The organism is Paraburkholderia dipogonis (assembly GCF_042680985.1).
GTDB lineage: Bacteria > Pseudomonadota > Gammaproteobacteria > Burkholderiales > Burkholderiaceae > Paraburkholderia > Paraburkholderia phytofirmans.
The window spans coordinates 131,288-150,800 of sequence record NZ_JBHUFR010000013.1; the positions used below are offsets into that span (position 1 = coordinate 131,288).

The 19,513-nt window shown below is 59.5% G+C and carries 15 protein-coding genes and 1 pseudogene; 13 read left to right on the top strand and 3 right to left on the bottom strand.

The window, feature by feature from the left end; all coding sequences use genetic code 11:
- The first annotated feature begins 13 nt into the window (after positions 1–13).
- From ACFSNN_RS18145 to ACFSNN_RS18190, 10 genes and pseudogenes are all read left to right on the top strand, one after another.
- A complete protein-coding gene (locus ACFSNN_RS18145) occupies positions 14–1,180 on the top strand; it encodes a thiolase family protein (RefSeq protein WP_134462653.1) in 1,167 nt (388 codons plus the stop codon).
- Positions 1,177–1,479 carry a Zn-ribbon domain-containing OB-fold protein gene (locus ACFSNN_RS18150; RefSeq protein WP_134462655.1) on the top strand — a complete coding sequence of 101 codons (303 nt, stop codon included), beginning with the start codon at positions 1,177–1,179 and terminating at the stop codon, positions 1,477–1,479. The genes ACFSNN_RS18145 and ACFSNN_RS18150 overlap by 4 nt, the downstream gene beginning before the upstream one ends.
- 95 nt (positions 1,480–1,574) lie before the next feature.
- Positions 1,575–2,696 carry a porin gene (locus ACFSNN_RS18155; protein WP_244322922.1) on the top strand — a complete coding sequence of 374 codons (1,122 nt, stop codon included), beginning with the start codon at positions 1,575–1,577 and terminating at the stop codon, positions 2,694–2,696.
- Positions 2,697–3,077: 381 nt separating this feature from the next.
- Positions 3,078–3,986: a LysR family transcriptional regulator gene (locus ACFSNN_RS18160; RefSeq protein ID WP_134465552.1), complete on the top strand. Its 909-nt coding sequence runs from the start codon at positions 3,078–3,080 to the stop codon at positions 3,984–3,986.
- A 207-nt stretch (positions 3,987–4,193) separates the two neighbouring features.
- Positions 4,194–6,404, top strand: a complete 2,211-nt coding sequence (locus tag ACFSNN_RS18165) for a thiamine pyrophosphate-dependent enzyme (protein WP_134462657.1) — start codon at positions 4,194–4,196, stop codon at positions 6,402–6,404.
- A gap of 16 nt (positions 6,405–6,420) precedes the next feature.
- Positions 6,421–7,920: an indolepyruvate oxidoreductase subunit beta family protein gene (locus ACFSNN_RS18170; protein WP_134462659.1), complete on the top strand. Its 1,500-nt coding sequence runs from the start codon at positions 6,421–6,423 to the stop codon at positions 7,918–7,920.
- 70 nt (positions 7,921–7,990) lie between these two features.
- Entirely contained in the window at positions 7,991–8,770 is a 780-nt protein-coding gene (locus ACFSNN_RS18175; protein ID WP_134462661.1) for a cyclase family protein, read from the top strand.
- Between the two features lie 674 nt (positions 8,771–9,444).
- Positions 9,445–10,059, top strand: a complete 615-nt coding sequence (locus ACFSNN_RS18180) for a TetR/AcrR family transcriptional regulator (RefSeq protein ID WP_134462663.1) — start codon at positions 9,445–9,447, stop codon at positions 10,057–10,059.
- Between the two features lie 44 nt (positions 10,060–10,103).
- Positions 10,104–10,193, top strand: a pseudogene (locus tag ACFSNN_RS18185) (IS6 family transposase); the annotation flags it as partial.
- A 575-nt stretch (positions 10,194–10,768) separates the two neighbouring features.
- On the top strand, positions 10,769–11,176 hold the full coding sequence (locus ACFSNN_RS18190; protein ID WP_134462665.1) for a GFA family protein: 408 nt from the start codon (positions 10,769–10,771) through the stop codon (positions 11,174–11,176).
- Between the two features lie 100 nt (positions 11,177–11,276).
- On the opposite strand, the gene ACFSNN_RS18195 is transcribed toward ACFSNN_RS18190, so the two are convergent.
- The gene (locus tag ACFSNN_RS18195) at positions 11,277–12,584 is read right to left on the bottom strand and encodes an NAD(P)-dependent oxidoreductase (RefSeq protein ID WP_134462667.1); all 1,308 of its coding nucleotides are present in this window, start codon (positions 12,582–12,584) and stop codon (positions 11,277–11,279) included.
- A 144-nt stretch (positions 12,585–12,728) separates the two neighbouring features.
- Complete coding sequence (locus ACFSNN_RS18200) at positions 12,729–13,700, bottom strand: Bug family tripartite tricarboxylate transporter substrate binding protein (RefSeq protein WP_244322923.1); 972 nt, start codon at positions 13,698–13,700, stop codon at positions 12,729–12,731.
- Between the two features lie 292 nt (positions 13,701–13,992).
- Between ACFSNN_RS18200 and ACFSNN_RS18205 the strand changes: the two genes are divergently transcribed.
- From ACFSNN_RS18205 to ACFSNN_RS18215, 3 genes are all read left to right on the top strand, one after another.
- Positions 13,993–14,916, top strand: a complete 924-nt coding sequence (locus ACFSNN_RS18205) for a LysR substrate-binding domain-containing protein (protein WP_134465553.1) — start codon at positions 13,993–13,995, stop codon at positions 14,914–14,916.
- A 98-nt stretch (positions 14,917–15,014) separates the two neighbouring features.
- On the top strand, positions 15,015–15,827 hold the full coding sequence (locus tag ACFSNN_RS18210; protein WP_244322924.1) for an IclR family transcriptional regulator: 813 nt from the start codon (positions 15,015–15,017) through the stop codon (positions 15,825–15,827).
- A 199-nt stretch (positions 15,828–16,026) separates the two neighbouring features.
- Positions 16,027–18,138, top strand: a complete 2,112-nt coding sequence (locus ACFSNN_RS18215) for a 3-hydroxyacyl-CoA dehydrogenase NAD-binding domain-containing protein (protein WP_134462671.1) — start codon at positions 16,027–16,029, stop codon at positions 18,136–18,138.
- 309 nt (positions 18,139–18,447) lie between these two features.
- Here the strand turns inward: ACFSNN_RS18215 and ACFSNN_RS18220 are convergent, their stop codons facing one another.
- Positions 18,448–19,065: a cupin domain-containing protein gene (locus ACFSNN_RS18220; RefSeq protein ID WP_121307692.1), complete on the bottom strand. Its 618-nt coding sequence runs from the start codon at positions 19,063–19,065 to the stop codon at positions 18,448–18,450.
- Between the last annotated feature and the right edge of the window lie 448 nt (positions 19,066–19,513).

A 19,513-nucleotide genomic window follows, 5' to 3' on the forward strand; every position in this document is an offset into this window, starting at 1 on the left:
GGAGAGATCGACCATGCAGTCACGCGACCATGCGGGGGTGATGCTGTGCGGCGGGGTGGAAGTTCCCTATCGCCGGCAAGCTCCAGAAGGCACGACAGGCGACCTGCTCGCGGAAGCGTTCGCCGCGGCGCTGGCGCAATCAGGCTTTGCCGCACAGGAAGTAGATGGGCTGGGCGTTGCATCGTTCACCCTTGCGCCGGACCACGCGATCGACATGGCCTGGCGCCTTGGACTCTCGCCACGCTGGTGCATGGACGACTGTCACGGCGGCGCCAGCGCGATCAACCTGCTGCAACATGCGGTGCGCGCGATCCAGTGCGGCGACGCCAACGTGATCGTGCTCGTATCGGGGGATCGCTTCGAGCCGGCGGATTTCAAGCAACTCGTCGACCATTACAACCTGACGACGCGCACCTGGCTGCGCCCGCTCGAAAGCGGCGGGCCGAACGCACTGTTCGCGATGATGACGCAGTTGCATGCGCGACGTTACGGTCTGTCGCGCGCGGATTACGGTGCATTGTGCGTTGCGCAGCGGGCATGGGCGTCGCGCAACCCGCACGCCGTCTATCGTGCGCCACTGACCGTCGAGGCTTACCTGGACGCGCCTCTTGTTGCGGAACCGCTAGGACGCTTCGATTGCGTTCCGGTCGTCAGCGGTGCGAACGCGATCGTTCTCGCGCGAACCGACCTCGTGAAGCACGACCGGCATGTCGCGGTGCGTGCGCTGCGCTGCGGCTATAACCCCGACCACCAGATGGGCGACGGGTTGCAGACGTCGCTTGCCGCACTTGCACCGGCCCTGTGGCGCGACGCGGGCTTGACGCCCGCCGACATGGATCTGGTGTCCGTGTATGACGACTATCCGGTGATGGTGCTCGTTCAACTGGCAGACCTGGGCTTCGCGCCGGACGGCGACATGCGGGCGTTGATCGCGCGCATTGCGTCGGAACAATTGCCGGTCAATACATCGGGTGGACAGCTTTCGGCGGGGCAGGCAGGAGCGGCGGGTGGAATGCACGGGCTGGTCGAAGCCTTGACGCAGTTGCGCGGCGAGGCAGGCGAGCGCCAGGTAGCGGGTGCCCGGCGGGCGCTCGTCAGTGGCTACGGCATGGTCGAGTATCGCTACGGTATGTGTGCGAATGCGGTGGTGCTCGAGGCTTTCGATCGAGGCGTGCAATGAGCATAAAAATTTTCCGCTGTACGCACTGCGGCACCACGCTATTTCCGGCTCGCTACCTGTGCCCGTCTTGTGGAGGCACCGAGTGGTCGGCGCTCGACGCAGAGCGCGGCGTCGTGACCGCGGCGACGGCCGTCCGGCGTCGCGTGGGCACGGATAACAGCGACGACATCCATCTGGCGAGCGTTGCAACAGAAGCCGGACCGATTGTCGTCGCGCGTCTCGACTCTCCTGTGGAGAGCGGAGACGCAGTCAGTCTCGCGCTGGATGCACAACACCGGATCGTTGCCCGACGAGGTTGACCTGTCGCCGCGCGGTCGCTTTAGCGATGCGGCGCGGTGTTATCAGTCGTTCAGTAAAACCACGCTAAAAACGCTCACCGGGAATTGGAAAATTCATGAAAAATCTGCTTGCCTGTTCATTCGGTATCCTATCAATCTGTCATGTGGCGCACGCGCAGAGCAGCGTCAGCATTTACGGCATCATTGACGATGGTCTCACGTGGTCCAGCAATCAGGGTGGACACAGCGCGTGGCAAATGCAAGGCAGTATCTCGCAAGGCAATCGTTGGGGGATGAAAGGCGTCGAGGACCTCGGCGGCGGCACGTCCGCGCTGTTCCGGCTGGAGAGCGGCTTTAACGTCAACAACGGCGCGCTCAGCCAGGGCGGGCGCGAGTTCGGTCGCCTCGCTTATGTGGGGTTGTCGAATGATCGTTACGGCACCCTGACGCTTGGCCGCCAGGGCGAGGCGATAGGCGACTATATCGGTGCGCTGTCAGCCAACGGAACCTTGCCCGGGGGGATACTGTTCCCGCATCCCGGGGATCTCGACAACAACGGCATCGACTTCCGTCTGCAGAACGCGGTTAAGTACGTTTCGCCGAACTTCGCGGGTCTGACGGGCGTCGGCATCTACAGTTTCGGCGGCACGCCGGGCAACTTCGCCAGCAACAGCGCGAAGTCGTTCGCCCTGCAATACGCGACGGGTAACCTTCAGCTCGTCGGCGCGTATACATCGATCGATCATCCCGCTACCGCGGTGCCGGACGGCGTCTGGACAGCCGGAAATACAGTGGACGGCAACTACGGTCTCGCGGCGGGAAGCTACAAGGTGTTCGGTATCGCGGCGTCCTATACGACGGGACCCGCGCGCATCACCGCGGACTGGACCCACACACAGTTCGGCGATCTCGATCCCAGTGTGGGTGCGAAGATCGGTGGGCACGTGACCTTCAACATCGCTGAAATCGTGGGCAGCTATATGATCACGCCCGCGTTGCAGCTCGGCGTCGCGTATAGCTATACCGAAGGCAACGTGTCCGCAACCGGGCAAGCGCCGCACTACCACGAGGCGGACGCCAGCGCGGACTATTTCCTGTCGAAGTCGACCGATGTCTACGCAAGCGCGACCTATATGCGAGCTGGGGGCGGCGCGGTTGCCGATCTCGCTCCCGTGCTGGCGGCGTCGAGTTCGGCCAACCAGGTGGCATTGCGGATCGGGATTCGAAAGAAATTCTGAGTCTCGGGTGGGACGATATCCGCTCTAGCGGTAACCACGACCGAATGCATATCATTCGATTGAATGAACACCAAGCTGGTCTGCGCTTCCAGGCCAGCTCACAATGAAAAAGTCGGCGCGATTAGCGCTACGACTTGCCAGGGTTCAGTTTGCAAGAAGCACTCTCGTCGCCGGATCATACGACCCCACCATCACTTGACGCGTCTACAATAATGACCTGCGCCGCCGTTCCGCATTGGCGTGGACGACGTGGCCTCGGCGCGCGCCAGCGCCGTCATTTTCATTTCAGGCGGTTCCTGATCGGCGATCGCCCCATGCGTTTGAAAGAAACACGGGCGTGTAATCGTCACGCCAGTGATCTTCAAGAGCAAGGAATCCATTGTGGTGGACTTCAACGACGTTGATCTGAACCTCCTGCGTGTCTTTCAGGCAATTCTGGAGGAGCGCAGCCTGACGCGTGCCGGGCAGCGGCTGGGTCTGTCACAGCCCGCAGTCAGTTACTCGCTCGGCAGGCTTCGCTCACTCTTCGACGATCCGCTCTTTGTGCGTACCACCGGGGAGATGTTGCCCACCCCAACCGCAATGGAGCTCTCCGTGCCTGTCAACCAGGCGATCTCTTCGCTTCGTGAAGTATTCCGTCATGGCGACCGCTTTGACCCGGCTGCCAGTGGCCGAGAATTTCATCTCTCGATGTCCGACGTCGGCGAACAGGTGTTTCTGCCGATCCTGTGCACCAGGCTTCAGCAAATCGCACCGTCCGTCAGGCTCTCGGTGCAGCAGATTCCCATCGCTGACGCTGAAGAAAGGCTCAGGCTCGGGCAACTGGATTTTGCAGTCGGCAATATGCCGGCCCTCAAGCTGACGACGCAATATGCGCTGCTGTTTCATGAGCCTTATGTTTGCATGACGCGAAAGCGCACAGGCTTGCCCGCCAAACAGATATCCCGCGAGAAATTTCTTTCCCTGTCGCACATCTCCGTTGGCTCGAGCGAGAGTAGCCACCGCAACATAGAACACCTGCTGCAGGCGGAAGGTTTGCAGCGGCGAATCGCGCTACGTGTGCCTCACTTCACGGTGGTCCCGCAGATCATTCGGCGCACGGACTGGATGGTTACGTTGCCGCTGCGGGTGGCGCGCCTGTTCAACGAGCGAGGCGAGTTCGTCATTTATCCGCTCCCGGTTCAGATTCCGGAAGTCGAAGTCACCGTGCATTGGCACGATGCATTCGAGTCAGAGGAAGGCAATCGTTGGCTTCGCTCGGTGATTATCGATAGCCTTCACGAAGACTGATAGTGCGCGGCCGTCATAAACGATCTTATGCACGACTCGAATTTGATTGATTAGGCTGACTCTCCTTCGCCACCTATACTGGGCTGCATTGAACGACGCATCGGTGCGGACTGACCCACAAGTCTGGATGAGTCCGCACAGGAAGGATGGCGTTGAAAGCTCTTGCAGGCATCTGCACGGCAAAAATCTGGAAGGTAGAGAGGCGCCATGGCTGAGCGGTCGTTTGTCGAAGAGGTGAAGAAACTGCGTCTGGGTACAGGCGAACTATTCAGCGGCGAGGGCATCCTGGCAGTGACGAAGGCGCTGCTGGAATCCGGAGTCGCGTACGTGGGCGGGTATCAGGGCGCGCCCATTTCACACCTGATGGACGTGCTGGCTGATGCGCAGGATATCCTCAGCGATCACGGCATCCGCTTCGAGAATAGTGCGAGCGAGGCCACGGCTGCCGCATCGCTGGCCGCGTCGGTCAACTATCCGTTGCGCGGGGCCGTGACGTTCAAGGCGACGGTCGGTACTAACGTCGCCTCCGACGCGCTTGCGAACCTGGCGTCGGGTGGCGTGACGGGCGGCGCGCTCATCATCGTTGGCGAAGACTACGGCGAAGGTTCATCGATCATGCAGGAGCGCAGTCACGCGTTCGCGATGAAGTCGCAGATCTGGTTGCTGGACCCGCGGCCGAACTTGCCTTGCATCGTGCAGGCGGTGAAGGACGGCTTTGATTTGTCGGAGGCGAGCCATACACCGGTCATGCTGCAACTGCGCATCCGCGCTTGCCATGTGCATGGCCAGTTCATCGCGTCGGACAATCGCCGCGCGACGTTCTCGATCAAGGATGCACTCGAAAATCCGAGCCGCGATGTTAACCGTATCGTGTTGCCGCCCGCGAGCTTTATGCATGAGCGCGAGAAGATTCATGAGCGTTGGCCGGCCGCGGTCAAGTTCATCGAAGAACGGCAACTCAACGAGGTCTTCTCGGCGGACGCCGGCGAGATCGGTATTGCCATGCAGGGCGGCAGCTACAATACGGTTATGCGCGCACTGGAACGCCTTGGCTTCGCCGACGTGTACGGCGATTCGGAAATTCCGCTGTACGTGATGAACGTTGCGTATCCGCTCATCGATTCCGAATGGGAGCGTTTTTGCAAAGGCAAGCGTGCCGTGCTGGTGATCGAAGAAGGCCAGCCGAATTTCGTCGAGCAAAATGCGAGTTCGATTCTGCGGCAGTGCGGTTCGACCGTGGCATTGCACGGCAAGGACATGCTGCCACTTGCTGGTGAGTACAACACTGCTACCGTGCTCAAGGGCTTGCGCGCATTCTTCGAGTGCTATGGCATGCTCGAACCGCGATCTGTTCCCCGAAAAGTCATTCCGGTATTGGCCGTCTCTTCCACGCCTCTCGCAATCGCGGAGCCCGCTGAAGCGGTGGACGCTGAGATCACTCTGCTCGATCCTGTCGCGTCGCTCGACGCCAATGTGCATGCTCGTCCACCCGGGTTCTGCACCGGCTGTCCGGAGCGCCCGATCTTTACGGCGATGAAGCTCGTCGAACGTGAGCTCGGCGAGCATCATGTGAGCGCCGACATCGGCTGCCATCTGTTTTCGATTCTGCCTCCGTTCAACCTGGGCGCGACGACCATGGGTTATGGTCTCGGCGGCGCGAGTGCTTCCGCGCTCAACGCGAGCGCTGACAAGCGCGCGATCTCTGTGATGGGGGACGGTGGTTTCTGGCATAACGGGCTCACGAGCGGTATTGCGAACGCGGTGTTCAACAGGAGTGACAACCTGACGATTGTGGTCGACAACAGCTACACGTCGGCCACGGGCGGCCAGGACATTCTGTCGTCGACAGCACTGAATCCGACACGCAGCACCGGTCACGAGATAGAGCAGGCGGTACGCGGGGTCGGCGTGAAGTGGGTGAAAACGGTGCGTCGTACTTACGACCTGAAGTCGATGATGGCGACGCTGAAGGAAGCGCTCACGACCAGCTCGAAAGGACCCAAGGTACTGATCGCGCAGAGCGAATGCATGCTGAACAAGCAGCGCCGTGAGAAACCGAAGACCCGCAAGGCGATTGCCGCGGGCGAGCGCGTAGTGCGCGAGCGCTTCGGTGTCGACTCTGACACCTGTACTGGCGACCACTCGTGCATCCGCTTATCCGGCTGTCCGTCGCTGTCGATCAAGCCGAATCCCGATCCGTTACGTACCGACCCGGTTGCGAGCGTGCTCGACAGTTGCGTCGGTTGCGGGCTATGCGGCGAGGTATCGCATGCGGCTGTCTTGTGCCCGTCGTTCTATCGCGCGCAGATCGTCAGCAATCCGACCCGCGTCGACAAGCTGCGCCAACGAGTACGCAATGCGGTGATCGGCTGGTTGCAACGTCGTGATGCTCAGCGTCGCGCACGCCTCGCGTTCTGATTCTGGAAGGAAATAGATGAGCAACGTTCAGCCCATCAAGGTTGCCGTTCTCGCCATGGGTGGCGAAGGCGGCGGGGTGCTGGCCGACTGGATTGTCGATCTCGGCGAGCACAACGGATACTACGCGCAAACCACGTCCGTGCCGGGCGTCGCGCAACGGACCGGTGCAACGATCTATTATGTCGAACTGTTCCCGCGCGACTTGACCGGCTCGAACAGCCGCACGCCGGTACTCGCGCTGATGCCGTTGCCCGGAGATGTTGACGTTGTGCTCGCGTCTGAGCTTATGGAGGCTGGGCGCGCAGTGCAGCGTGGTCTCGTAACGGCGGACCGCACGACGCTGGTGACGTCCACGCACCGCGTCTATTCGATCGCTGAAAAGGCTGCAATGGGCGATGGCCGCGTGGACAGCGATACGTTGATCGCCCACGCGAAGCAGGCGGCAAAGCGCTTCGTCCGCTTCGACATGGCAGAGGCCGCCGAGGCGACTGGCAGCGTGATCAGCGCGGTGCTGTTCGGCGCGCTCGCCGGAACGGGTGTGCTGCCGTTTAGCCGCAAGCAGTTCGAGGAAACGATCGAGCGTGGCGGTGTCGGTGTGAAGCCGAGCTTGCGAGCGTTCGACCTGGCCTATCGTCGAGGAGGGTTCGATGCACCAACGGAAGGCGCCGAGGCCGAGGTTGCACCGCCGGCCATCTCCACGCATCCGGCGACTGTGAAACTGCTCGCGCGCGTGCGGTCCGAATTGCCGCCCGAAGCGCAGGCTTTCTCGATCGAAGGGGTGCGGCGCCTGATCGACTACCAGGACACCGCTTACGCTGCGTTCTATCTGAACCGGCTCTCCGAACTGCGCCGTGCGCTGCCAGTCGACGACACGACGCTGCTGCGCGAAATCGCACGTTATCTCGCGCTGTGGATGTCGTACGAAGACACGATTCGTGTCGCGGATCTCAAGACGCGTGGTTCGCGCTTCGCGCGGGTGCGCGACGAAGTGCGCGCCGACGAGAGTCAATTGCTTGCGATCAACGAGTTCATGCATCCGCGTATCGAGGAAATCTGCGAAACGCTGCCGGCTGCGCTTGGCCGTTGGCTCGCTCAGCCGCATTGGGTAAATCGTCTAGTGCGGCGGTTCACGCGGTCGGGACGCGTCGTGACAACGAGTTCGTTGCGCGGTTATCTGACGCTGTATGCGGTTTCGCGACTGCGCGGCATGCGCCGCCGCACGCTACGCTACCAGCTCGAGAATGCGCGCATTGAAGACTGGCTGGAGCGAATCATCGAGACCGCGAAACTTAATCCAGCGCTTGCTATCGAGGTCGCGCAGTGTCAGCGTCTCGTGAAGGGCTATAGCGACACGCACGCGCGTGGCCTGAAGAACTACCAGACGGTGATGGCGGCGGTCGGCCGGGCGGGGGCGAGAATTGCACCTGCCACGCTGCGCGAATTGCGCGACGCCGCTCTCGCCGATGAACACGGCAACCGGCTGCATGAAGCGCTGCGCCGGTACGCTCTCGCATAAGCTCGACCGGAACGAGCGAAGTGCTTGCTCCGTATGCGCGTAATAGCTTCTCAGCCAAGGAGATTAATGGATGTATTCCGCTCTCAGTGAATTAGTTTCCGGCCTTGCTCGTGGAGACGTGCGAGTGGTCGACCTTACACAGACACTGTCGCCCGAGTTCCCCGCGCTTCAACTCCCTCCGCAGTTCGGGCAGGTATGGGCGTTCAAGATGGAAACGATCAGCCACTATGACGAGAAGGGGCCGGGCTGGTATTGGAACAATTTCTCCTGTGGAGAGCATACGGGAACGCATTTCGATGCGCCTGTGCATTGGGTAACTGGAAAGGATCATCCGCGCAACTCGGTCGATACAATCGATGCACGCAACTTCGTAGCGCCGGCGGTCGTAGTCGATGCGAGCGCGGAGGTCGCTGAGAATCCGGACTGGCTGCTGACGGTCGACTATCTCGAGAAGTGGGAAGAGCAGCACGGCCGGATACCTGCGCAGGCGTGGGTTCTGTTCCGTACTGACTGGTCAAAGCGTACCGATCCGACTGAATTTCTAAATCTGAGAGACGATGGGGCGCACACGCCAGGCCCGACGCAGGAAGCGGTGGAGTGGATGATTCACGAACGTGACGTTCATGGTTTTGGTGTGGAGACAATCAATACCGATGCTGGACAGGCCTATGGCTGGTCAATTCCTTACCCATGTCATACGTTGATGCACGGCGCAAATCGCTACGGTCTTCAATGCTTGACCAACCTCGATCTCCTGCCTCCAACCGGCGCGATCGTCATTTCGGCCCCGCTTAAGATAAAGAATGGCTCGGGTAGTCCGCTCCGTGTACTCGCTTTGGTGGCGAGTTAGCTTAACGAAGTAGATCCGTTCGGAAGACGTGCGACAAATCGGAGTTCGTTATTCACAGTGAGGATATCGTGGACCTATGACGATGGCGGCTTCCATGATGGAAAAGAATGACCATCAGATTGAGTTTCGGCTTTGAACTAGCCCGTGAATGAGAGGGCAGTCCAAGCCCATTTGAGATGCCGCCGGTGGGGGAGCTAAGGGTCGCGTGCAAGCATTGCTGGTTGACTCGCTAAGCGGCCTCTTGCGCGACTTTGATTGGCTCGACAAACAAGTCGCTGGCATCGAACTTGGTTTGGAAGATCCGGAAAGGGGTGGGCGTTGATCTAACGCGCGGTTCAGACAAGAAGCCGGGCGATAAGATCGCATGTCGTCCGCACCATCGTTGATGTGTGTGATCCTGGTCTTCTCCTGCGGCAGCAATAATCCTCGCTGTGCGAGGAACCGCACGACCAGTGGCATGACTTCGTCCACTAGCACTTCTAGCGCCGCGCCGGTGATAATAAAGTCATTTGCATATCGAACGACGTTGACATTTGACGAATTTCGACTGCATCTGCATAGCGTCGCAAGAAGTGTTCGTTATAACCCATCGAGAGTCATGTTCATCAACGTTGGCGAGATGATACCGCCTTGGGGCGTACCCGCTTCTGTCGAATGAAAGGGCGGCCTCAAATATGACTACATCGACGTTTTTAAGGGCGAGGTCTGACGAGCAGAAGGAGGAGCGTCGGCGACACCTGCTTGACACCGCGAAGTTGCTGCTGGAGACCCCGGACGTGCACGATCTAGGCATCAATGAGTTGGCGCGGTGCGCGCAGATGACCAAATCGAATGTATATCGCTACTTCGATAGCAGCGAAGCCGTTCTGCTCACTGTGCTCGTTGAGGAGTTCATGATTTGGCGCACCGAACTGCGCGCAGCACTAAGCCGCGAAGCGCGACGTCGGGGAACCATCAAACACATCGCGCGGGCGTTCTCCGCAACGGTGGCGGCACGCCCGTTGTTGTGCCGACTCGCTAGCGTCTTCCCGTCGATTCTCGAGCGCAATGTCTCCGCCGAGCGCATGGTGGGGTTCAAGCAAGGGCTGCTGAGCATACGGAAGGACACGGCGCTCGACTTTCACGACTGCATGCTGTCCATTTCCGCATCCGCGTTCGAGAAATTTATTCACCAAGCCCTGCGTTACGATTGGTGTTGGCGCAAGAGAGGCCTTACTGCTAGCGGATGGGATCGATGTGCGCGGAGGCGTGCAGCAAGGGGGCGACGTTCCAGGGTTCTGTCGCGCTAACGCGGTGCGCTAGAACTTGCATTCCCTCACGGATTACGAACGAGATGGGCAAAACGAAGAATTCATGGCGTGCGACATCTCCTGCGGGGATCGGCAAGGTTCTCAAGCGCTTGCACTATCCGCTGGGCGTGATTTGTTTCGTGGACGGACTCGCCCTCGATAGCGCCGATAAGGCCAGGTTTGCTCATCTGAACTGGGAGCGACTGTGCCGGCAAACGGTACGGCATAGGCCGGGATGATTGCGGGGGACTGTGGATGTGTTCCGTCATCCCAACTTCGTTACGTTGGTTCGCGGTAGCTCGAGTTCCACAATCCGTCGGTGCCTATTCGGAATATCGGTGTGCATTTGCTCAGCCTGCTGGGCAGGCTTCGATTGCCAATCGGCTCGACGACACGCAGAAGTTCCTTGTCAATGGCCGCACCGATGCGGGATTCGCCGAATCCTTGCTCGGATAACGAACGTATAGTGATACCTTCCCCCGCCGGCAGCGAATCGGTCCGCCACGCGGCCTCAGTCCGATCGCTGCCTGTGCACCGAGCACAATAACGTGCATAAGACATTCAGCTTCGACGAACGGAATGGCGCAACCGGACTCGACAACACCGCCGGCAGGAAATCGACTTGTCTCTGCAGCGATCCCGCTCCTATAGTGAAAGCCGGTGAGACAATTTCTCGCCAGGAATCCAATCACGATAGAGGGAGGCGAGCATGCGAGTCGATGGTCGATGTCTGTGTGGCGCGATTGTTTATGAGGCAGAGGTGGAGCCTGGTACAGCTTCCATCTGTCATTGTTCGGATTGCCAACGTCAGTCGGGTTCCGTGTTCAGGATGAACATATCTGCGCCTGCAGACACATTCCGCCTGGTAAAAGGGACGCCCAAGACTTATCTGAAGATCTCGGAGCGAGGAAACAGGCGCATCCACGCGTTCTGCGAAACGTGCGGTGGGCCTGTTTATTCGTCGGCAGCAGAAAACGCACAGGCTTATTCGCTGCGAGTGGGCGCGCTCGAACAGAGATATGAATTGCAGAAGCCAGTGCGGCAGATCTGGACGAAGAGGAAGTTCGCGTGGCTGCCTCCCATCGAAGGCACGGAGGAATTCGATGGGCAGCCGTAGAAAAGAAAATGAAGGTCGAAGAACCGCTGGCTCTCTCTACAGAGACCATGCGGTTCGGTTAAAGACTCGTGTTAAGCCGGCATCATCTGCACCGGGTGTATCAAGTCGCATCGCGAGCGGTAGCGGGGTAGAGCAGAGAGAGCTCATGGACGCGCTTTCCATGTCCGAACTCGCCGCGCATCTGCTCGAAGATAGTGCGTGTCCCGTTTGCGATCATCAACGGAACACCGATTCGGCCAGCGAGTGAACACCCTTCCTGAAGATGCTGTACTGCATCGTCGACAGACAAGCTGCTCGGTTGTTCGCCGTTGATCAGTTCGCTAAAGATGTTTCGTGACCCGATACTCCAGCCCGAACTGCTATGCAGGACCTGGCTCATGTCTTTCAGTTGCAGCCCGTAATTCAGGCCAGCAGAGATGCATTCGTAGGAAATCGCGCGGGACTGCGACGCAATGATACTGGCGATGGTTTCCAGCATGCCGGCCCCGCCGGTTACGCGCTGTGCGACTGCGGACTCAGCTGCATCGCCGGCAATGATCGAGCCTGCCATTGACCCAATGATCTTCACCATATCTTCGAGGCGAGCTTGGGGACCCTGCAGATTCCCACCAATCTGCAGGAGACCTTGGGCAATACCGGTGATTGGCATTGGAGTGTGGTGCTTCATGCCAAGCGACAGCGCCTGATAGATGTCCTTCAGCATCAGGGACAGCGCAAAATCGGTCGATGCCTTGCCTTGAAGAAGGGCTGGCAACATACGGTCGGTTATCTGACAGCGCGCTTCGCCGTCTGCAAGGTGGTCCGCCATTGCCTCGAGCGTAAGTCCGGATTTCCGGCCAAATGCCAGCACCTCAAGGACGCCGAGACGGTTGCCCGCGTTCATCGCGTTGTTGACGGTTTTCATGGCCTGGCCGTCACCCACCCGCGATCCACAGCGAAAAATCTTGTCCGTGATCGCCCGAAGCGCCGGGTCTGCCCGATCCAGAACCTCGGCAGGCGCCGACACCATAAGGTTTGCATTTCCCGTCGGGACTATCTGTGGACTTGCCGATACCGCCGCGTCCATCATCAGTACGCCAGACTCAAAGAGCGCGGCCGCGATCTCGCGGGTTTCTTCGGGCACACCGCTAGTCTGATCGACCACGATTTTTCCGGGGCTTAACCCCGCTGCGAGCCCATCCGGGGCGAACACCGCGTTCTTTACATCGGCGCTGCGCGGCAGGCAGAGGAAGACCACGTCAGAGCGCTTCGCGAGCTCAGCCGCAGTGGGCGCCACGCTGGCGCCAAGGGACGCGAGTTCTCCCACCGCAGTGGTACTGATGTCCCAAACCGTCAATTGATGGTCTTTCAGGAATCGCCGGGCAAGCTGGCCACCCAGCGCACCGAGCCCTATGTATCCGATGTTCATTGTCGCCTCACATGATGGTATCTGGTTCTTGTCGGGATGCTTCCCGCGAAGATGATCCCGTAACCCAGAAGCTCTAGCTTCTTTGAAGGGATCGTAACACGCGAATCATTTATCGGTATTGATTCCGTTGATCGGAACCATGGTTTACTGGCCAATGTGTAGATCAAAGTTAGTCGCTGCGTGGAAGTCGGTCCATTTTTTCGTATCCCGAAGGACGTAGTCCTTCACAGATTCGGGCGTGCTGATACCTGGCTCGTACCCGAGCTTGTGCATATAGGTTACCGTCTCGGGCATATGGGACACCGTGTTGATCGCACTGTTAAGTTTCTGGATAACGTCCGCAGGAAGCCCCTTTGGCCCAACCAGCACGTAGTATGTGTAAGGGTCGACGTTCCCCAGGCCGGCGATCTTCGCTTCCCCTAGCGCGGGGACATTGGGCAGCGAAGCGACGCGTCTGTTACCCGTAACTGCAAGGGCGCGCACCATGCCGTTCTGAATCGACGGGAGCGCTCCCTGAATTGGCGTCATCCCGATCTGTACCGAACCGGAGAGTAAGGCCGTGATGATTTCGGCGTCAGCCTTGAACGGAATGTGCGTCATCCGTATTCCGGCGAGGCTCGACAGATACTCCATCTGTATATGGCTGGCCGAGCCGATGCCGGACGACCCGAAGTTCAGCGAGGCGGGGTGGGCCTTGCAATACTTCACAAGCTCTGAAATGCCGGCGACGGGGACGGACGGGCTGGCAACGATCACGCCTGGCGCCTCGCCGACCAGACCGATGAACGAAAAATCTCTAACCGGATCGTACGGAAGGTCCTTCTGCAGGCCGGGGTACTGGGACGCGGCGCTACCGGTGATCAGGAACAGCGTGTACCCGTCGGCCGGCGCGGACTTTAGATTCCGTATCGCAATCATCTGATACGCGCCAGGGCGGTTCTCGATGTAGACGTTTGCCCGCAGGACGTCGCTGAGTTTTGACGCATAGTATCGGGCGATCGTATCAGTGGCGCCTGCCGCATTGAATCCCACGAGTAGCCTCACCGGTCGGACCGGATAGCTTTCTGCGTGTGCGTGTCCCGAGATGAACGCGGCTGCGAGAATCCACATCCACATACTCACTCCAAGCAAGGGTCCAAAAGCCCTGAATCTCGAAAGCCTGCGCATGCCTCCCTCCTCCGATCACGGTCAATTAAATTTCTCACAGTTTGCCTGATTGATGCGGTAAAGTATTTAAAATGGTACGAGTTCCGATAGTCGAAACTAACGCGTGTGTGGCGCGAGAGCGATCGTGATTCGCGCTGGGTTAGGTATTCGCGATGTCGCATCGACGGGTGATTGTGTCGGCTCTCGCTGCGACGGCGATGACGCACCGACCCGTCGGGTGGCGCTGAATAAGGCAATGCATATGGAAATCCGGCAGCTTCGCTATTTCGTGCAGGTCGTCCAGAGCGGTAGCATGGGGCGAGCTGCCATTGAGCTCGATCTCGTTACATCTGCGCTAAGCCAGCAGGTCAGTCGTCTGGAAAGCGAGCTTTGCGTGCGACTTCTGAAACGCACCAAGAATGGAGTGCAGCCCACAAACGCGGGTCTCGCTTTCTGGCACAAAGCGCAATTGATCCTGCGCATGACCGACGAAGCAGCAAGGGCAGCGCAGCTGGGGCGTCTGTCGGGCGAGGCGTCGGTGGGACTCGCGCCGAGCACCTCAGGCGTGGTTGCGCTGCCCTTCCTTCGAGAGATGAGATGCCGGTATCCAGACGTCGGTGTTCGCATCGTCGAGAGCCTGTCCGGCAACCTCGAATCGTTGCTCTCGTCGCGACAGATCGACGTAGCGATCATCTTCGGCGGATCGCGGGCCAAGCGTGTCCAGACCGTTCCACTGCTTTCCGAGCAGCTTTATGTGATTTCGGCTGACACATTGCCAGTCCCCGCCGACCCATCCGGGTATGACATCGCCGAGTTGGCGCAATTTCCGCTGATCCTCCCCAGCAGTCCTCACGGACTGCGATCGCTGGTGGATGGCGCATTTTCGCGGGTCGGCTCCGCGATGAACGTGACTGCCGAAATAGACGGACTCGCAACGCTGATGGAGGCTGTCAGCAGTGGCATGGGCGTGACGATTCAACCAGCCGCAGCCCTGGAGCGCTGCAAGGGATCAAAGCTACACACGGTGCCGATCCTTGGGACCACACTCAGTCGCCTCAATCTTGTCGCGTCTCTGGTGGATGAGGAGTTGACACCGTCCGGTCTGGCGGCGCGTCTTGTGTTACGGGAGGTGGCACTGAAGCAGGTAGATGACGGCCACTGGCTCGGGGTGACCGCGCTGATCTAACCAGCGCGCACGCTCATTGAGGAGTTGGCTTTCCGGTTGCGGTGGGTTGCGTGATGTGCCACGCGAAGCTGGAGTCGAATATTTCGAGAGGTTTTTCCGTGAAAGAGACCATGCGCTCGGTGCAACGCATCCTGGCAGTGTTTGAAAGTTTCAGCGTGGACCGGACGAGTCTGATGCTTCAGGAAATAGCGGACCGCATCGCACTTCCCAAGTCGACGGCGTTCCGTATCGTCCAGAGCCTGGAGAAAGCGGGATATCTGGTGCGCCTTGAAGATCAACAGTATTGCCTGTCGTTCCAGTTCACCCGTCTGGCGGGACACGTCCGCAGCACTTTGGGGATTCGTGAGATATCTCGGCCGGTCCTCCTTCAGCTTGCCGATCGCACTCGCGAGACGGCATCGTTGCACACGCTTTCCGGTAGCTATCGGATTTGTATCGACGCGGTGGCAACTGTCGCCGCGCCGCTCAGGATGGTCGCCCAACCTGGCGAGCAGGTGCCAATGGTTGCGGGAGCTGGTTCGAAGGTCTTGATGGCGTACATGCCACCGGAGAAGCTGTCTGCGATGGTTGTCGACGTCGCGCGAGTGACAAGAAGGCCGAGGGCCGAGATTGAGAGGGAGCTGGAGAAGATCCGCACTCAGGGGTTTGCTGTGTCTCATGGGGAGCGTCTTCTCGGCATTTCAGCGATTTCTGCGCCGATTCGCGATTCGGAGGACCAGGTCAGATATTGCATTTCGGTTGGCGCTCCCACCGTTCGGATGAAGATCAACGAGGATGAAATCGTACGCAGCATCCTGGTTGCCGCAGCTGATATCTCACGCCAGTTCGGCGCCGCGACGGTGGATTTTCATGAGGCAACACAGTTTCTCGCGAAAGATACAGGAAAGATCACCCATCGCATCAGCGGCTGAATCCACAAAAATCTTTGTTCTAGTTTCATCCAATGAAACCAATGCTGTTCAGTAGAACGCGTGATAACATCGAACGCATTTGTATGCGGGCGGGAAGGTGCCCTCACGGTGGTTCGGCGTACGTCGACACACACTGCAGGGACTTTGCTATCGGGTATCGCGCGCTCGGAACCGGATTTTTGCTGAAAGGAGACCGGCGATGTCGGAAGAAACGTTAGTTGGATATAAGGTCGTTGATGGCGTAGCGGTGATAACGCTAAGTAATCCCCCGGTGAACGCGCTCGCGCCCGGCATGCGTGAGGGCCTGATCGAATGTCTCGAGCGCGCGAATGCCGACGACTCAGTGAAAGGCGTCGTTCTAACAGGCGGCGGGAGCAATTTCGTGGCGGGGGCCGATATCCGGCAGTTCGGCAAAGAGCGCAAAGTCTCATCGTCGGTCAGCACTGCAGCGCTGGACGCCAGCCAGAAGCCGGTCGTGGCGGTGATCCGCGGCTACGCATTGGGCGCAGGTCTGGAGCATGCGCTCGCATGTCACTACCGGTTCGCCTCTCCGGACGCGAAACTGGGTTTGCCCGAGGTGAAGATCGGCGTCATCCCTGCAGGCGGAGGCACGCAACGGCTTACACGGCTTGTTGGGCCGAAAGCGGCCATCGACATCATCGTTAGTGGCCGCCACGTGTCTGCAAAAGACGCTCTGGAATTGGGTCTGATCGATCGCGTCGTGGCCGGCGAACTCGTCCTCGCGCAAGCCCTGGACTTTGTAAAAAGGCTCCCTCAGGGTCAGAGCGTGCGCCGCGTTCGCGACATGCGCGAGCGGATCGAGCATGCGAAAGGCAATCCGCGGGAGTGGACACCTGCGCGTGACGAAGCCGCCAGGAAGGCGCGATCCGTCAAGGCATCACACGGCGCGTTGGCCTGTATCGAAATGGCGGTGAATGGATCCTTCGAGGAAGGCATCGCGCTTGAACAGTCGCTTTTTGCGGAACTCGAAAGTTCCGATGAGGCAAAGGCGCTCCGGTATGCATTTTTTGCGGAGCGCGAAGCCGCAAAGATTCCGGGCAAGCCCGATCACTACAAGCCCGAGCCAGTTCGCAGCGCTGCCGTGATTGGAGCAGGAACGATGGGCGGAGGGATTGCCATCTGTTTCGCCGACGCCCGCATTCCTGTGAAAGTGCTGGAAGCAAGTCAGGAGGGTATCGATCGCGGAATGCAGAAAATCAGGGACACTTATGCGACGAGGGTGAGCCGAGGCAGTCTGACACAGGGCGAGATGGACGAGAGCCTCGCGTACATCCAACCCGTGATGGACTATGAACAGATCGGTGACGCGGATGTGGTGATTGAGGCGGTTTTCGAGCGCATCGACCTCAAGAAAGAAATTTTCGGAGAAATCGATAGCGTAATGAAGGAGGGTGCGCTCTTGCTGACCAACTCCTCGGCGATCGATATCGATACGATGGCCAACGTGACGCGCCGGCCAGGCGACGTGGCGGGCGCACACTTCTTTGCTCCGGCAAACGTCATGAAGCTGTGTGAGGTGGTGCGAGGCACTAGCAGCTCTGTCGAGACCATCCTGCGTACCGCCCGGCTCGGACGCGACCTCAACAAGGTAAGCGTCGTTGCGGGATCGTGCGACGGTTTTGCCGCGAACCGCAGCCGTGCGCCGCTGGTCACGGAGGCGATGCTGCTGCTCGAAGAAGGTGCTCGACCAGACCAGATCGATCGCGTCATGAAGACGTTCGGCTACCCGATGGGGCCGTTCGCGGTCAGCGACCTGTCAGGTCTCGATGTCAGCTACGACACCCGGAAACGGCGGGCGGCTGCCGATCCCACCTATCGCAAACTTCACGTGCCTGACCGAATGGTTGAACTTGGCCGCAAAGGTCAGAAAAACGGCACCGGCTGGTACCGATACAACCCTGGCGACCGGAAACCGATCGTGGACCCTGAGGTCGACACCATCATTGCGGGCGTGGCACGCGAACTCGGCATCGAACGGCGGGAGTTCCCGGACGACGAGATTCTTCAACGCCTGCTCTTCGCGTCAGTCAACGAGGTCTGCAAGATTCTCGAGGATGGAAAAGCGTACCGCGCGAGCGACGTCGACGTGATGTGGCTGTACGGCTTCGGATTTCCTCGACACCGGGGCGGCCTGATGTATTGGGCGGATACCGTCGGGGCAGGCAAGGTTGGCCAGCAGGTTCAGGCATGGTACGAGCAGTTCGGCAAACGCTGGAAGCCGGGACGCCTCCTGCTCGAAGCTGCGGCTGCGGGATCTCAGCTGCGCGACCTCCGCGCGCCGGGCGTCTGATATCGCGTGGCCAATGACCTTCGGTTCATGTGACAGGGGATCGAAGGTCTCGTCGCACCAACCTTCAGCGTTGTGATGAATGCTGTATGTCTGCCGGCCCGGCAACACCGGCATCGCTCATATCTGACACTGCCGCTGCAGTCATTTCCCGATAGATGCTCGACGGTCAGGTAATCGGCTGATCCTGCCTCGTTGGGTCGGTGAGGCAGACGCGTGCCGCAAGCGCCGTCCGAACCTTCGCCAAACGAAAAGTTAAGACCCCGGAGACAGCTTACGTGTCTCCGGGGTCCGGCGCGAAAGCTCGCAGGGTCAGGCGTTGTTTTCCTCGCGCGGGTACTGAAGGACCAACGCCTCGAGTCCCTTGTCGCCGGAGCGGATCGTGAACTTTTCTTCGTTCGGCTCGACGACAACCATGGACCAGAGCGGAAGTTCTTCGTCGTTGTGCAGGAGGGTGCCGTTGCCGACGAATACGTAGTAACCGGCAGCGGCCTTCGGATCTGGGCCTTCGACGCTCTGGCCGGCTCCGAGTCGAACGATCTGCGCATGCATGCCGTCCGAGTCATCTCTCAGAAGCGTTTCCCAGACGGGCTCGGCCCGCTCCTTCAGCACCGGCTCAATGGAGAAGCGCACGCGTTCCGAGGTCAGATGACGGCGCTTACTGGGCTTGAGCTGGTCCCGATACCCTTCCTTGTTCAGATACACCGGCTGCGAGTTGCCGGTGTACATCCGCATCGCGACAAACGACAGACCCTGCGGACCTGCGACGATCGGGCCGTAAGCAGTGTGGTGATCCTTGAACTGCACCGTCAGCGGTTCGAGCGGCTGTTGCTTGTTCCCGAGCGTCCCGGAGCCGGCGATGAACATCTGGAACATCGTCACACCGTGAAAATGCGAAACAACCGACTCGTGCGGTTGCAGTTCCGACATGGTGGCCTGCGGTCCTGAGCCTGCAGCGTTCGAACTGCGAGGGCCAAAAAACACCGTTCCCCAATGCTGGTTTCCGGTGCCCGGAGAAACTACGACGTCTCTTCTGGAAAGAGCGTCGGCGCCGCTTCGTGTGTAGATCATTTAAGTCTCCTTGAATCTGCCATCGTCCGCAGATCGCTCTGCGATGCTTGTTGCGTTCGCCGGCATCTGGCAAACCACGATGGCATCGTAGCATGAGTTTTGAGCAACAGCACCGATTCCAGTCAGCGGAACCAATGATCTGAATGATCGCGCCTTGTATTGTGGCGTGTGTCGGCGTGCAGGTTTCATTCAACGGAACGCATTTCATTTTCGTTGACGACGACTGCCCTAAGGTCTACAGTCGGAACCATTGGATCGCTCGCGAAGTAATGGAGCGGCCGCGGAGAAATCGCTCTGCAGACATTTC